We start from the raw sequence: 14,309 nt of genomic DNA on the forward strand, positions 1-14,309 counted from the left end.
GGGAGCGTCCTGATTTCATCAGGATGCTCACTCATTTTGAGCGTCTTGCCGGGATGGCCACGTTGCCCGCCAGAAGAGCGGTTGCTCTTCTGGCGCTCACTCTTGGGGACCCACGGTTTGTCCTGGCTGGGCGGTTGGCTAGAAGTTCGGCTTGTGGCGGCAAGGCGAGCTTCCAGGGTCAGCAATCGCAGTTCAAGCTCGTCAAGGCGAGCTTGAAGGATCAGGCAATTGGGGCAAAGAGCGTTCTTGATGCGCCTACTCTATCTGATTCCACTCCGCAAGTCCCCCTGCTGAGTAGTTACGCTAAAAATACTGTTCCAGTCGGCGCTCCTGAACACATTAGAAAAATGTGTGTGGCGCTCAGCACCGAAGCGGAGATGAGAGACAGGACGGCATCTGGAGGCTGCCTGCCGCACACGGGCGAAGGCGCTCCCTCCTGATCAGGGAGTTCAAGGCTTTTTAAGCCAGCAGAGATACGCAGCAGCGGAAAGACGCGGAAGATCAGACAGGGGGCGATACAGATGAACATTGCGATTTTTGGCGGGACCGGGCGGACGGGCAGCGGAATCGTCCGCCGGGCCTTGCAGGACGGCCATGCGGTCAAAGCTCTGGTGCGGAGGCTGGACAGCGCCAAGCCACAAGAGGGGCTGACGCTGGTTCAGGGAGACGCGCGGGATGCGGGGGCGGTGGAGCGGCTGATTGCTGGAGCGGACGCCGTGATCAGCGCCCTCAGCACCGATACGACAACCACGTTGACGGAGGCGACGGCGGCCATCATCGCGGGGATGAACATGCACGGCGTGTCCAGAATCGTGACGATTGGAACGGCAGGCATTCTGGAAAGCCGCACCGAGCCGGGCAAGCTGCGCTACCAGTCAAGTGAATCCCACCGCAAATCCACCTTCGCGGCAGAGGAACACCAGCGGGCCTGCGAGATGCTGCGCGCCTCCCCGCTGGCATGGACGGTGGTGTGCCCCACCTACCTGCCGGACGGCAAGGCCGTGGGCGGTTACCGGATAGAGCGGGATTACCTGCCAGTGGACGGACAGCAGATTTCTACCGGGGATACGGCGGCCTTTGCCTACGCCGAATTGCTGGAGCAGGAGCATGTCGGTTATCGGGTGGGCATCGCCTACTGAGGGCTTTTCAGCCTCACTCCCGGCGGTACGCCACCTGTCCGCCCACCACGGTCAGCAGCGGCCAGCCCCTGAGCATCTCCCCGGCCCAGGGCGTGAACTTGGCTTTGGTCTTGAATTCGGCGGGATTGACTTCGCGCTCGGTGTCCAGATCAAGCACCACCAGATCGGCGGGCGCACCGGCCTCCAGCGAGGGCGCGGGCCAGTTCATCAGGCGGGCAGGGCCAGCCGTCATCAGGTCCAGCAATTTTTCCAGCCCCAGATCCCCACCAAAGCGCGTGTACATCAGCGGAAAGGCCAGTTCGATGTACGCGATGCCGCTGGGGGCGTCCAGCAAGTCGCGCTCCTTCTCGGCGCGGGTGTGGGGGGCGTGATCGGTGGCGATACAGTCCACCGTGCCGTCCTTGAGACCTTCCAGCAGGGCGTCGGCATCGGTCTGGGTTCGCAGGGGCGGGGCCACCTTGTAAATGGCATCAAAGCCGCGCAACGCCTCGTCGGTCAGGGTCAGGTGGTGGGGGCAGACCTCGCAGGTCACGTTCAGGCCGCGTGCCTTCGCGCCGCGCACCAGTTCCAGGGCGCGGGCGGTGGACAGGTGCTGGATGTGCAGGTGGGCTTTCGATCCCTGCGCGTGCAGCCCCGCCAGAATCTCCAGGTCACGCGCCACTCGAGCCGACTCCCCCGCCGCCGGATTGCCGGGGAGGCCCAGCGCCTCGCTGACTGGCCCCTCGTTCATCACACCGTCCGCGCGCAATGAGGCGTCCTCGGCGTGGACACTGACCACCATGCCCAGGCTCCCGGCGTATTCCAGCCCCAGCCGCAGCACCCGCGCGTTCTCGTTGGTGCGCCCGTCGTCGGTGAACATGACGGCCCCGGCGTCCTTCAGGTAACTCAGTTCGGCCAGTGCCTCGCCGTGCTGGCCCTTCGTGAGCGCTGCCGCCGGATGCAGGCGCGCGAAGCCCAGCCCACTAGCCTTCTGAATCAGGCTGCGGACGATGGCCGGATCGTCGATGACGGGCACGGTATTCGGCATACAGACCACCGTGCCGTAGCCGCCCGCCGCCGCCGCCGCGAGGCCGGAGGCCAGGTCTTCCTTCTCGGTCTGTCCCGGCTCGCGCAGGTGGGCGTGCAGCTCGATCAGCGCGGGGGCGACGGTGCCACCCTGCCCGTCGATGGTCTCGCCTTCTGCCGGAATGTTCCAGCCCTTGATGACGCCGTTTTCAAGGGTGACGGATTCGGTTTTGTCGGAGTTGGAACGCTTGATGTTGGTGATGGTCAGTGTCATGGAAACCTCGGTCAGAGAGGGCCGCTTCAATTCAGCAGCGGTTTCAATTCAGCAATTGCAGGGCTTCGGCTCCGGCCTGACGAATGCCGCTGGGGTCCGCGATCCAGTTCTGGCCGCCCACGAAGCAAACCTCGATGCGGTAGTCGGCGCTAGACCCAATGGACAGACGACATGCCTCGACTTTCAAGAGCCGGGGCGGCGAGATGTCCTCGAAGCGTGGGCTGTCGCAGTCGCCGGAGGTGGTGGTTTCACGGTCCTTGAGATACGCGACGTTCAGCGAGGCACGCACTTCGGCTAGATAGGCGCGGGCTTCGGCCTGTTCGGGGGTCTGGGCTGTGGCCGTGGGTGGGAGTGTGGTCTGGGTTTGGGTGGGCTGGCAGGCGCAGAGGAGAGCGCAGGACAGAAGGGCGGCGAATTTCAATCCCGCCCCACCAACAGGTGATACAGCACGCTCATTCGGATGGCCTGCCCATTCTCCACCTGCTGCAAGATGCGGCTTCTCGCGCCATCCGCCGCCTCGCCGCTGATTTCCAGATCGCGGTTCATGGGGCCGGGGTGCAGCACGATTGCGCCGCTCTCGGCCTCTGCCATCAGCGCCTCGTTCACCTGATAGGTGTCGGCGTATTCCTGCAAGCTGCCCAGAAAGCCGCCGCCCATGCGCTCTTTTTGCAGGCGCAGGGCCATGACCGCGTGTGCGCCGCGCACGGCTTCCTTTGGATCGCTGGTCAGCGTGACGCCCGGCAGGGCGGCCAGATCGGAGGGAAGCAGGGTGGCCGGGCCGCACAGCACGACTTCGGCCCCCAGCATGGGCAGCAGCTCGGCGTTGCTGCGGGCCACGCGGCTGTGGCGCACGTCGCCGATGATCGCCACCCGCTTGCCCTCCAGACTGCCGAATTCCTGGCGCACCGTGTAGGCGTCCAGCAGCGCCTGGGTGGGGTGGGCGCGGCGGCCATCGCCAGCATTGATCACGGGTTTGCCGCTGTAACGTGCCACCAAATGCGCGGCTCCGGCGGCGTGGTGGCGCACGATATAGGCGTCTACCTTGTAGGCGGTCAGCACCTCCACCGTGTCGCGCAGGCTCTCGCCCTTGCTGACGCTGCTGCTTCCGGCGGCAAAGGTCAGCACGTCGGCGCTCATGCGGCGGGCGGCCAACTCGAAGCTGGTGCGGGTGCGGGTGGAGTTCTCGAAAAAGGCGTTGCAGACGGTCAATCCTTGCAGCGCGGGCACTTTCTTGACCGGGCGGTCCAGCACCTGCAACATGGTGTCGGCGTTGTCCAGGATGGCGGTCAGGCGTTCGGGGGACCAGTCCTGAAAGTCCAGCAGATGCCGGGGCCGGGCGGAGGGAGAGGCGGGGGCGGCAGTCATCGCAACTCCGCCTTCAGCTCGCTCAGGTCCCACAGTTCCACGCTGTCCACGCCGTCGGTTTCGTGCAACTTGACCTTCACCACTTCGCTGCTGGCAGTGGGGAGGTTCTTGCCCACGTAATCGGCGCGGATGGGCAACTCGCGGTGGCCCCGGTCCACCAGCACGGCCAGTTGGATGCCAGCCGGGCGGCCCAGATCGATCAGCGCATCCAGCGCAGCCCGCACGGTGCGCCCGGTGTACAGCACGTCATCCACCAGAATCACCCGGCGCTGCGAGATGTCGAAGGGCACCTGCGTCTCGCGGATGATCGGCTGGTGCGCCACCTCACTTAAATCGTCGCGGTAAAGGGTGATGTCCAGCATCCCGGTGGGCACGTCCACCCCTTCCAGTTCGGAGAGTTTGGCGGCCAGCCGGGCGGCCAGCGGAATGCCGCGCGTGTGGATGCCGATGAGGGCCAGATTCTGCGCGCCCTTGTTGCGCTCCACGATCTCGTGGGCAATGCGGGTCAGGGCGCGGCGCGTCTCGTCGTTGCTGAGAATGATCGCCTTGGGGCCGCTCACAGCATGGCTCCCAGTCCAGAAAGAAAGTCGGGCACAAAAAAAACGCCACTCAGCGCTTGCTGACGGCTCAATTCGGGCGTGTTCATAGGGAACTCCTTCTCCTGCCTCACGGGGCGGGCGCAGCCTCACAGGACTGCCGAGAGAGGGGGAAATTTGCAGGCGGGTGCCTGTCAGGCAGAAGTGTAACACCCTGGCGGCGGGATGCTTTACGCTCCCGCGCTATTCCCCGTCCCGCACCGCTTCCAGCAATTCCTCGGCCAGATTCAGCGCGGCGGGACCGAGGGGGGCGCGGGTCACGCCCAGCAGGGTGCCCAGCTTCTCGCGGCGGGCACCCGACAGGCTTGACCAGCGGACCAGATCGCCGCGCCACACGCGGGCTGTCTCGTCTCGTAGATAACGTAGCGCGCCGTCGTAATAGCCCGCCATGTAGGCGGTGCGGGCGCGGCGTTCCTGGGCCAGCAGCCCCAGCCCGCGCGTGGCCAGCAGCGCCCGGCGGGCTTCCTCCTGCCCGCCAAAAGCGTAGAGCTGCTCCAGACGGTAAATCGCCTTGGGAAAGCGCATTCCCGCCGCTGCCCGCCACGCGTGGGGCAGCCGGACCTCGAATTCAGGCCACTGGTGGATATGGGTCAGCAGGGCCGGATACAGCAGGTTCAGGGCGATCTCACGGGCGTCGGCCAGGGCCAGCAGTTGCTCCTGTACGCCGTGGCCCGGCCCGGTGTGGGCAGCGCGGGCAGCGGTCAATCCCTCGGCGGCCAGATTCAGCAGTTCGGCACGGTAGGCGGCCCGCTGGGACGCGCTCAGGTTCCACAGCGTCCGCTGGATGCGCCCGTAATTGCCGGTGGGGTCATACAGCACCCGGCTGGTGGCCAGCAGGGCCAGCGGGGCCTCGGCGCGGGCCACATTCCAGTCACGCCACGCCTCCAGTTTCTCGAAGGGAAAACGCTCCACGCTCACGCCCGCGCGGATCTCGGTCTGCGGGGACAGCAGATCGCGCTCGAAGGTCACGAAGGTGGGCTGGCTGCCCGCCCAGGCCAGTTCGGTGTCGTAACTGCCCGCCCCCGCCACCGCCCGCACCTTGCGGTCCGCCACCAGACGTTCGCCCACCCGCTCGGGCGAAGGGCGCTCGGGCGGATGGCGGTCACTGTTCTGGGCAGTTGCGTTTTTGGATGAGGGCACGGCGTTTTCCTTCCTTGTGGCCCCAGTCTAAGGGGCCAGCGCAGAAGTCTAGCGCGTGGGTGGCGGTGTCAATGGCAAACCATCTGACGGTCAGACGTTCGTGGCAATGACGGTCTGCGCGCCCAAGACGCGTTCGCCCACCCCCACCTGCGGGGTCAGTTCGGCACCCAGCGACAGCAGCACCAGCCCGCCCTCGGCCAGAAAGGCGGCCTTGTGTCCGGCGCTGGCCATGTCGCCCTCCTTGAGGTAAGAGGTGGCCTTCAGACCCGCGCCGGGAGCCACCAGGGCCACGATGACCGGACCCGCCTCGTCCTGCATCCCAGAACCCTGAACCACAAAGCTCAGGCGCTCGTTTTCCAGCGTGCCGCGCCCGCCCAGCAGATCGGTGGGCTGCCCGGCCAGCATGGACAGCGCCTCGCCGGGGCCGAGCAGGGCCACGTCGCTGCGGCTGCCAGTGTGCTGCACGTCCGTGACCTGCCCCGCCTGCGGCTGGTACACGTAATGCACGTCCAGCGGCCCGACGAAGATGCCCATCAGCCAGCCATTCTGCGCCGCCGCCGCGCTGCCCAGCAGATCGCCCACGTTCAGGGCAGCATTCAGCGCGTCGCTCTGAATCTTGCCGTCCTGGATGCGGCGCACAAAACTGACCACGCCGTCTGCGGGGCTGAGGACCACGCCCGGCCCAGTCGGCGGCACGCGCACGGGATCGCGGAAACGGTAGACGCTCCGCAGATACCACACGGCGGTTCCAGCGGCGATGGGAAGCAAAAGACGGCGCAGACGCATGGCGGTAGTCTAGCGGGCAGGGGCCGGACGTGGGCTGGCGCGGGGTTGTGGCTTTGCTGGGAGTCGGCATCTGTATGTGGGCAGCGTGTCTTCAAAGAGCCGTCAGACCCAGCCGCTAGACTCTCTGGCGTGCGCCTCCCTGTCCCCCTGCCTGCCCTGCTGCTCCCCGCCCTGATGTTGCAGGGGGCCGCCAGCGCCGCGCCGCTGCGCCTGGAGTTCTGGCATGCCATGACTGGCGTGCAGGACACGGTGGGCGGGTATGCGGCGGCCTTTAACAAGTCTCAGAGCGCCTACGAGATCGTGGCGGTCTCGCAGGGCAACTACCGCGAGATGCAGCCCAAACTGGACGCAGCGGTGAAAGCCGGAAAGCCCCCGGCGCTGGCCCAGGTGGAGTTCACGCAGTTTCCAGCGCTGGCGGCAGGCGGGCAACTGCTGGACCTGAGCGGGGCGGTGGCGGCGCTGCCAGCCAGCCTGACGGGGGACTTTTACCCGGCGGTCTGGAAATCCGGGCAACTGGCAGGCAAGTTCTACGGCCTGCCCTGGAATGTCAGCGTGCCGGTGCTGATGTACAACGCCGGGGCGCTGAAAAAGGCTGGAGTCAAGGCCCCAACCACCTGGACCGAACTGGAAGCCGCCGCCGCAAAACTCGCGGGCGGCTCCAAACGCCCGCTGGTGGCCGTGGCGGATGCCTGGACTTTCGAGGCCAATGTCCTGTCACGCGGCGGCGCGCTGGTGGACGGCGCGAAACCGGCCCTGAACAGCAGTGATGCCGTGGACGCCCTGACCCAACTGTCCCGCATGAGCGCTGCAAAAACCGCCCAGCCGCGCACCCTGAACGACGCCACGCGCGCCGCCTTCGATTTTGCGCGCGGGCAGAACGTCTTCGCCCTCGCCAGCGTCGCCAACTGGACGGACGCCCGCAAGCTGCCATTTTTTGATCTGGGGATCGCCCCATTTCCCTGCGAGAAGGCCGGGGCCTGCACGGTGCCGCTGGGCGGGGCCACATTGAGCGTGCCGCGCGGCAATACGGCGGCGGCGCAGGCCGGGGCGCTGGCCTTCTGGCAATTCCTGAACGATCCGGCGCGGCTGGCGAACTGGGTGCAGGTCACGGCCTATGCCCCGCCACGCAAGGCAGTGACGCCGCTGCTGGACGGCTGGTACGCCAAGAACCCGCAACTGCGCGCCGCCCACGCCCAGCTCAGCCGCGCCGTGCCGCGCCCCCCGGTTCCCGACTACGAGAACTGGACCCGCCTGCTGGAAACCGCCATTGATGGAGCCACCAATGGCAGGCAGAGCGCGAAGGCGGCGCTGGACGAGGCGCAGCGGCAGGCGCTGAAGTAGAAGTGGGAGTAACCGAACCTCCGATTGAGAGGTATTGAGGAGACCTGAAAATCCGAAGACCAAAGCGAGCAGGAGGAAGTGGGTTCCAACTCTGGAATGCGGAAGCTGGCGCTGTCCCGATTTCTACCGATGGTTCGGACAGTTTTGACCAGGAGTTGAGGAAAGATCCGAAAAGTGTCTCTGGGACGCCATGCCCGATCCCCCCTCTTTTGCGGAGCTGTGCCAGTCCCAATCTCTCGCGGTGCGGGCTGTACGGGTTCCCCGCAAGGGAGGACTCGCAGAGCTGCGCCAGCAGAGGAACAAAAAATCTCGCGGTCATCGCTGGTCATTCCTCAAATCCGAAAACTGTCAGAAGCATTGATTTCTGCACCAAGCAGACAGGATCCATATAACGCCCACCCAAATGTCTGCCCCCCGCTACACTGTCCCCCGATGAGCGTCCTCTATCTGCTGTTGACCCTGGCCTTTGCGGGCGCGTTGCTGGCGCTGCTGGCCCGCCCAGCCGCACGCGCAGGCATCGTGTGGGGACTGGCGGCGCTGCTGCCGCTGATGGCGGCCATGACCGGCGCGCTCAGTGTGCAGGCGCGTTCAGCACGGACGCTGGCCGACCATCCGCCGCGCCCGGTCACGCTGACCATCTCTGACGGGATTTTTAAACGGGCGGTGGTGCTGGACTTCATGGACGCCGCCTGCGTGGAACGCGCCGTGCGCCTGCGTTCGGAGGCGATCCTGACCACCCCGGACGGCCCGCTGCGGCTGGGGGCAGGGAGCCAGGTAGAGGGCACCATGCTGCCCCAGAACGTGGTGGAGGCCCTGACCCTGCGCGGCGAACTGAATTGCCCCAACCTGAGGGCGGTGCTGGAAAAGAAGAACTAGCCTCTGGCCCAGTCCTATCTGCCCGAGTCCCCTCTGCCCATCACCTCCCGCCCTATGCTGGTGGGCATGGCCCGCAAGACACCCGATCCCAGTTGGTACGCCCCGCCCAAAGCCGCCGATCCCTGCGTGCTGTGTGGGCGCGAGGCCCCCAGCATGACCGATCACCATCTGGTCCCCAAATCGCAGGGGCGGCGGCAGGGCGTCAAGCCCGGCGACATTCCCACCGTGCGGATGTGCGCGGCCTGTCAGGGCTACTTGCAAAAGACCTTCAGCAATTCGGAACTGGCCAACGAGCTGAACACGGTGGAAGCCATGCTGGAGCGCGAGGAAATCCAGCGTTTTATCACCTGGGTCCGCAAGCAGCCGCTGACCAAGGGCGTGCGGGTCCATTGACGCCTGCCGACTGCTCCGGCCTCCCCCGGCGAACGGTGAAGGGTGGGGCAGACCTCCGGCCTGCGCGGACCCGTAGACTGCCGTTGTGAATCCCGTCAAGACGGCCTTCAAACTGGCGCTGCCCGCCGTCGAGCGCGCGGTCCTGGCAGCGGACCGGGCCATCAGCAACTACGTGCAGCCGCGCCGGGCACGCGGAAAACTGCTTTTGCAGCCCTACGTGGGCTGGGGAACCCCGCACGGTGCCGAGCTGATGGGCCGCGTGCTGCTGCCGCGCACCATGTCGCCGCCCGCCATCGGGGACCGGCGCTGGCGCAACTTTCTCAACAGCATGCGCCGCCTGTTCTCGCGCGAGGTGGGCGGCGTCAGGGTCAACGGCGTGCTGGACGGCATCAGCGCCAGCGCAGTCAGCGACGACAACGGCTATTTCACCCTGACCTTCACGCCCCTCAGCCCGCTGCCCGGCGGCTGGCACGAGGCGGCCCTGAATATTGAGGGCAAGGAGGGCCAGACCCGCGCCCGCGTGCAGGTCATTGGCGCGGCCCGCTTCGGCGTGATCAGCGACCTCGACGACACCGTGATCCAGTCGGACGTGACCAGCCTGCCGCGTATGCTGGTCACCGCCCTGACCGGCAACGCCCGCACCCGCTCGCCGTTTCCCGGTGTGGGGGCGCTGTACCGCGCACTGATCCGCGAGGGCGAGGGCCGCAATCCAGTCTTCTACGTGTCCAGCAGCCCCTGGAACTTCTTTGATCTGCTGTGGCAGTTTCTGGACTACCGCCGCATTCCGCTGGGGCCGATCTTCCTGCGGAGCTGGGGCGCGGGCCTGCTGGCCGGACACGGCGGCCACAAACATGGCGTCATCGACCGCCTCTTCGAGCGCTTCCCGGACCTGAAATTCGTGCTGATCGGCGACAGCGGTGAGCAGGACGCCCTGATCTACTCCGAGGTGGTCCGCAAGTACGCAGGCCGCGTGCTGGCCGTGTATATCCGCGACATCACGGGCGCGTTTCAGGACGAGGCCGTGCTGAAACTGCGCACCGAACTGGCCCGCGCGGGTGTCGATCTGGTGCTGGCCGCCGACAGCCTGAACGCCGCCGGACACGCGATGGCGATGGGCCTGATCACCCCCGGCGAATACAGGGGCGTGCTGATCAGCGTGACTGGCCCGGGCGAGCGCTGAGAGACCATTCGGGGCAGCACCCAGCCTTTACCCTGTACGGCGTGACCTCCTTCCCGCCGCCCTCTGAACTGACCCCTGCACAGGCCGAGGTGGTGGACCGCGCCGCCAACGCCATCCGCCAGCACGCCGCCGACTGCGAGGCGGCGCAGGACGTGACGCCGGAGGCCGCCAGGGCGCTGTCGGAGAGCGGTTACACCCGTCTGGCCGTCCCAGAGAGCCGGGGAGGTCTGGGGGCCAACCTGTCGCAGTTCGCGCGGGCGCAACTGACGCTGGGCGCGGCGGATGCCAGCCTGGCGCTGATTCTGGCTATGCACGGGCATGTGACCGGGGCGGCGTTTCAGGGGCGCACCCTGCCGGAGCCGCTGCTGAAAGTGGTGGCCGAGGCTGGCGTGCGCGGCGAACTCCTGAACGCCCTGGCCAGCGAACCCGACCTGGGCAGCCCATCACGCGGCGGTTTGCCCCGGACCCGCGCCGCACCGCAGGGCGAGAGCTTCGAGGGCGGCGGCTGGAGCATTACCGGGCGCAAAACGTGGTCCACGGGGGTGCGGGCGCTGCGCTGGGCACTGGTGACCGCCGCCACACCCGACGGGCAGGTGGGCCGCTACTGGATGGACATGGCGGGTCCCGGTGTTCAGATCGAGGAAACGTGGCAGGGGGCGCTGGCCCTGCGCGGCAGCGGCAGCCACGACGTGGTCTTCACGAACGCGCCCGCCACGCTGCATGCGCCCCCCGCTCCCGGCCAGCCCGCCAGCAGCGCGTGGTTCTGGACGGCGATTGCGGCCACCTACCTGGGGGTGGGGTTCGCTGCACTGGACGCCATCAGCACTTACGCCCGCGTGCGCGTTCCCACCGCCCTGGGCGCACCGATTGCCACCCTGCCGCGCATTCAGGAGAACGTGGGCCGCACCGCCGCTGCCCTGCACGCCGCGCGGGCACTACTGCTGGAATCCGCCGCCCGCTGGGACGCGGACCCCAGCGCTGCCTCGATTCCTGGCATCGGCGCGGCGAAAGCCCACGCAACAGGTGCGGCAGTGTTCGCCACCGATCTGGCCTCGCGCACGGCGGGCGGCGCAGCCCTGAGCGCGGCCCTGCCCCTGGAAAAGCTGCTGCGCGACGCCCGTGCGGGCCTGACGCATCCGCCGACGGACGACACGGCTTACACGGCGCTGGGACGGCAGATGCTGGAGGATTGAAGCCAGTAAGCAGGAGGCATCTGCAACCTTCTCTCCCTCTTGCCCTGGCCTGCCCGACTCGCGTATAGTCTTCTCTTGGTCAAGTGGGGCAGGGCAGACCAACGGCACAGGCGCAGCGGTGTTCATTCACGCAGCAAAAGCCTGAGCGGCCCGAACCCCAGACGCAAGCGCGGTTAATACCGATGTGAGCGGACTAAACAGGAGGGCCAACCATGCCCAAGATGAAGACACTCAAGAGCGCCGTGCGCCGGATCAAGATCACCGGCACTGGCAAGGTGATGGCGTTTAAAAGCGGCAAGCGCCACCAGAACACCGGCAAGAGCGGCGACGAGATTCGCGGCAAGGGCAAGGGCTTCGTGCTGGCCCACAGCGAGTGGGCGCGCATGAAAAAAGCGCTGCCCTATAAGGGTGGCAAATAATGCCTCGCGTCAAGACCGGCATCGTCCGCCGCCGCCGCCACAAGAAGGTGCTGAAGCGCGCCAAGGGCTTCTGGGGTTCACGCAGCCGCCAGTACCGCAACGCCTTCCAGACCCTGCTGAACGCCGCCACCTACGAGTACCGGGATCGCCGCAACAAGAAGCGCGATTTCCGCCGCCTGTGGATTCAGCGCATCAACGCGGGCGCACGCCTGCACGGCATGAACTACTCCACCTTCATCGGTGGACTGAAACTGGCCGGGATCGAGCTGAACCGCAAGGTGCTGGCCGATATCGCCGCCCGCGAACCCGAAGCCTTCAAGGCACTGGTGGACGCCGCCCAGGGCGCGCGCAACAACAAAGCCGCCTGAAGCACGCGCATTAAAAAAGACCGCCTCCTGATTGGGGGCGGTTTTTTGTGGTCCCTGTCAATCAGGAAAAAGCGGCGGGAGATCAACCTATCCCGCCGCCGTTCACCGTTGCGCTCACGGCTCGAAGGTGTCCTGAAAGGCGTAGCGGTCCCCACGCACCCAGTAGTTGACATAGCTGGCGCGTTTGGTGCCGCTGTACGTGGTACGCCGCAGCAGAAAGGCGGCAGTGCCCAGCGGCACGCGCAGCAGGTCCGCCTCTTCCTGGCGCAGATTGACGGCCTCCAGATTCTGCTCCACGCGGGCCATTGGAACGCCCATGCTGACCATCGTTTCGTGGATGCTCTCGGCATTCAGGTTCTGGTCCAGCAGACCGGGAGCCAGCGCGGCGTTCACGTAGCGTTTCTCGATGACCAGCGCCTCGTCCCCGGCGTTCCGCAGGCGGTGGACAAAAATCACCGGATCGCCCGCCTGGATTTGCAGCACGATGGCAATCTCGGGCGTGGCCTCGATCTGCATGGCGCGCAGGACGGTGGTACGGTGATCGGGGTGCCGCGCCCATTCTTTGAAGGGCCGCACGCGAAAGGTGCCCTGGCGGAAGCGCTTGCCGGTGGGAAAGGTGCCCGCGCCCTGCACGCGGTACACGTAGCCCTCGCGCTCCAGTTCATCGATGGCGCGGCGGGCGGTCATGCGCGAGACCTCGAATTCGCGGGCCAGTTGCGGCTCGCTGGGCAGCGGCAGGCCCTCGACATAGTGGCCACCCAGCAGCCGGTCTTTCAAGGTCGATTTGATCAGCGGGTATTTCGCCATGCATCCCTCCGGGGCACTCCGCGCGTGCATTTTTATACACAGGCATGAGCTTGAGCCTATCTTAAAGTTAGTGTCCGAGGTACACAAGCTTGTCTGGACAGTGTCTCATGAAAAGATTACACCCGGAAGACCTTCCATTCTCCAGTTCGGGTGGTGAATGGCTGTACTGGGAGAGGGGCAATAAAACGGCAGTTGAGCCAGAAACCGCGTTCCAGACGGGCAGACAGACCTGTGACACGGAACCCCAGCATGGCCCCATTGACCGGGTCAAGAAATTTCGCAACGCTCTGGGGGACACCCGCCCACAGCGGTCTGCCGCTAGCCGCCGATGTGCGACATCTCGACTTTCTGTCGGTCCTTCTGCCCGCGGGTGACCTCGCCGCGTTCCTCGCTGTAGCGGTCTGTGCGCGCACTCCAGACTTCCGAAACCAGGGTACGCATCGCCTCGTCGTCTGCCCCGGCGCGCAGTGGGGCACGCAGATCGGTGCCGCTTCCGGCAAACAGACAGGTGTAAAGCACGCCCACCGCCGAGATGCGCGCCCGCGAGCAATCTCCGCAGAACGGCGCGCTGACCGAGGAAATCAGCCCCACCTCATGGCCGTCCGCGCTGACGTGCCGGGCCGCCACCTCCCCGGTGTAATTGGGATTCAGGGCCTCAAACTCCGCCCCGGTGCCGTCCGCGCTCAGGCGGGCCAGCACCTCGCGCGAGGGCACCACGCTGTCCAGATTCCAGCCGTTGTGATTGCCCACGTCCATGAACTCGATAAAGCGCAGCACCGCCTTATCGCGCAGGGCCAGCCACAGGTTCCGCAGGCCATCCTCGTTGACGCCGCGCTGCACCACCGTATTGATCTTGACCCCCAGGCCCGCCGTCAGCGCGGCCTCGATGCCGTCCAGCACCTTCTGCGGGTGCGTTCCCAGGCCGTTCATGCGCCCGAAGACCTCTGGATCGAGGCTGTCGATGCTGACCGTCACGCGGTCCAGGCCCGCCGCCCGCAACTCTGCCGACATGCGGGGCAGCAGCAGTCCGTTGGTGGTCAGGGCGATGTCTTGCACGCCGTCAATCTTTGCGAGGCGTGAGATCAGCTCGGGCAGATCGCGGCGCAGCGTGGGTTCGCCCCCGGTGATTCGCAGCTTCTGCACGCCCAGCGAGACGAAAGTGCGGGCCAGCCGCTCGATTTCCTCGAAGCTCAGCAGTTCGGCGCGGGGCAGGAAGGCATAGTCGGGGCCGAAGATCCCGGCGGGCATGCAATAGGTGCAGCGCAGATTGCAGCGGTCCGTCACGCTGATCCGCAGGTCTCGCAGGGGCCGTCCCAACTGGTCTACCAACATTGCCCCCAACATACGCCGCCTGCGCGTGGGCAAAGGCGGATCAAGGCCCAAACGCTGGCCCACCATCCAACCCGATCTCCAGCCGAATCAAGCCA

17 protein-coding genes are annotated in these 14,309 nt (G+C 66.4%); 8 read left to right on the forward strand and 9 right to left on the reverse strand.

Features of this window, described 5'->3' with window-relative positions:
- Positions 1-224: DUF6444 domain-containing protein (locus Q319_RS28675; RefSeq protein ID WP_245619185.1), on the reverse strand; the 224-nt coding region annotated here is incomplete at its 3' end.
- A 297-nt stretch (positions 225-521) separates the two neighbouring features.
- Here Q319_RS28675 and Q319_RS0112205 point away from each other — a divergent pair.
- Positions 522-1,139, forward strand: coding sequence for an NAD(P)-dependent oxidoreductase (locus Q319_RS0112205; protein WP_029482779.1), 618 nt, complete (start codon positions 522-524; stop codon positions 1,137-1,139).
- 13 nt (positions 1,140-1,152) lie between these two features.
- Here the strand turns inward: Q319_RS0112205 and Q319_RS0112210 are convergent, their stop codons facing one another.
- The 6 genes from Q319_RS0112210 to Q319_RS0112240 all read right to left on the reverse strand — a co-directional run bounded on the left by Q319_RS0112210 (position 1,153) and on the right by Q319_RS0112240 (position 6,305).
- Positions 1,153-2,418, reverse strand: coding sequence for a dihydroorotase (locus Q319_RS0112210; protein ID WP_029482780.1), 1,266 nt, complete (start codon positions 2,416-2,418; stop codon positions 1,153-1,155).
- A 43-nt stretch (positions 2,419-2,461) separates the two neighbouring features.
- Entirely contained in the window at positions 2,462-2,839 is a 378-nt protein-coding gene (locus Q319_RS0112215) for a hypothetical protein (RefSeq protein ID WP_029482781.1), read from the reverse strand.
- Positions 2,836-3,783 (reverse strand): aspartate carbamoyltransferase catalytic subunit, encoded by a 948-nt coding sequence (locus Q319_RS0112220; protein WP_029482782.1) that lies wholly within the window; start codon positions 3,781-3,783, stop codon positions 2,836-2,838. Before Q319_RS0112220 ends, Q319_RS0112215 begins: the two co-directional genes overlap by 4 nt.
- Complete coding sequence (gene pyrR / locus Q319_RS0112225; protein WP_029482783.1) at positions 3,780-4,343, reverse strand: bifunctional pyr operon transcriptional regulator/uracil phosphoribosyltransferase PyrR; 564 nt, start codon at positions 4,341-4,343, stop codon at positions 3,780-3,782. Before pyrR ends, Q319_RS0112220 begins: the two co-directional genes overlap by 4 nt.
- Before the next feature lie 219 nt (positions 4,344-4,562).
- Complete coding sequence (locus Q319_RS0112235) at positions 4,563-5,447, reverse strand: hypothetical protein (RefSeq protein ID WP_029482784.1); 885 nt, start codon at positions 5,445-5,447, stop codon at positions 4,563-4,565.
- A 162-nt stretch (positions 5,448-5,609) separates the two neighbouring features.
- Positions 5,610-6,305: a phosphatidylserine decarboxylase gene (locus tag Q319_RS0112240; RefSeq protein ID WP_029482785.1), complete on the reverse strand. Its 696-nt coding sequence runs from the start codon at positions 6,303-6,305 to the stop codon at positions 5,610-5,612.
- Between the two features lie 129 nt (positions 6,306-6,434).
- Between Q319_RS0112240 and Q319_RS0112245 the strand changes: the two genes are divergently transcribed.
- From Q319_RS0112245 to rplT, 7 genes are all read left to right on the forward strand, one after another.
- The gene (locus tag Q319_RS0112245) at positions 6,435-7,646 is read left to right on the forward strand and encodes an extracellular solute-binding protein (RefSeq protein ID WP_245619179.1); all 1,212 of its coding nucleotides are present in this window, start codon (positions 6,435-6,437) and stop codon (positions 7,644-7,646) included.
- Between the two features lie 432 nt (positions 7,647-8,078).
- Positions 8,079-8,522 carry a hypothetical protein gene (locus Q319_RS0112250; protein WP_029482787.1) on the forward strand — a complete coding sequence of 148 codons (444 nt, stop codon included), beginning with the start codon at positions 8,079-8,081 and terminating at the stop codon, positions 8,520-8,522.
- Between the two features lie 66 nt (positions 8,523-8,588).
- The gene (locus Q319_RS0112255; RefSeq protein ID WP_029482788.1) at positions 8,589-8,915 is read left to right on the forward strand and encodes a hypothetical protein; all 327 of its coding nucleotides are present in this window, start codon (positions 8,589-8,591) and stop codon (positions 8,913-8,915) included.
- A gap of 85 nt (positions 8,916-9,000) precedes the next feature.
- The gene (locus tag Q319_RS0112260) at positions 9,001-10,095 is read left to right on the forward strand and encodes an App1 family protein phosphatidate phosphatase (protein ID WP_029482789.1); all 1,095 of its coding nucleotides are present in this window, start codon (positions 9,001-9,003) and stop codon (positions 10,093-10,095) included.
- A 41-nt stretch (positions 10,096-10,136) separates the two neighbouring features.
- Positions 10,137-11,288 carry an acyl-CoA dehydrogenase family protein gene (locus Q319_RS0112265; protein WP_029482790.1) on the forward strand — a complete coding sequence of 384 codons (1,152 nt, stop codon included), beginning with the start codon at positions 10,137-10,139 and terminating at the stop codon, positions 11,286-11,288.
- A 212-nt stretch (positions 11,289-11,500) separates the two neighbouring features.
- Positions 11,501-11,707, forward strand: coding sequence for a 50S ribosomal protein L35 (gene rpmI, locus Q319_RS0112270; RefSeq protein WP_029482791.1), 207 nt, complete (start codon positions 11,501-11,503; stop codon positions 11,705-11,707).
- Positions 11,707-12,075, forward strand: a complete 369-nt coding sequence (rplT, locus tag Q319_RS0112275) for a 50S ribosomal protein L20 (RefSeq protein WP_029482792.1) — start codon at positions 11,707-11,709, stop codon at positions 12,073-12,075. The genes rpmI and rplT overlap by 1 nt, the downstream gene beginning before the upstream one ends.
- 114 nt (positions 12,076-12,189) lie before the next feature.
- Here the strand turns inward: rplT and Q319_RS0112280 are convergent, their stop codons facing one another.
- Positions 12,190-12,882, reverse strand: a complete 693-nt coding sequence (locus Q319_RS0112280) for a GntR family transcriptional regulator (protein WP_029482793.1) — start codon at positions 12,880-12,882, stop codon at positions 12,190-12,192.
- A 318-nt stretch (positions 12,883-13,200) separates the two neighbouring features.
- A complete protein-coding gene (gene moaA, locus Q319_RS0112285) occupies positions 13,201-14,214 on the reverse strand; it encodes a GTP 3',8-cyclase MoaA (protein ID WP_081846019.1) in 1,014 nt (337 codons plus the stop codon).
- Positions 14,215-14,309: the final 95 nt, after the last annotated feature.

This window comes from Deinococcus marmoris DSM 12784, from assembly GCF_000701405.1.
Taxonomy (GTDB): domain Bacteria; phylum Deinococcota; class Deinococci; order Deinococcales; family Deinococcaceae; genus Deinococcus; species Deinococcus marmoris.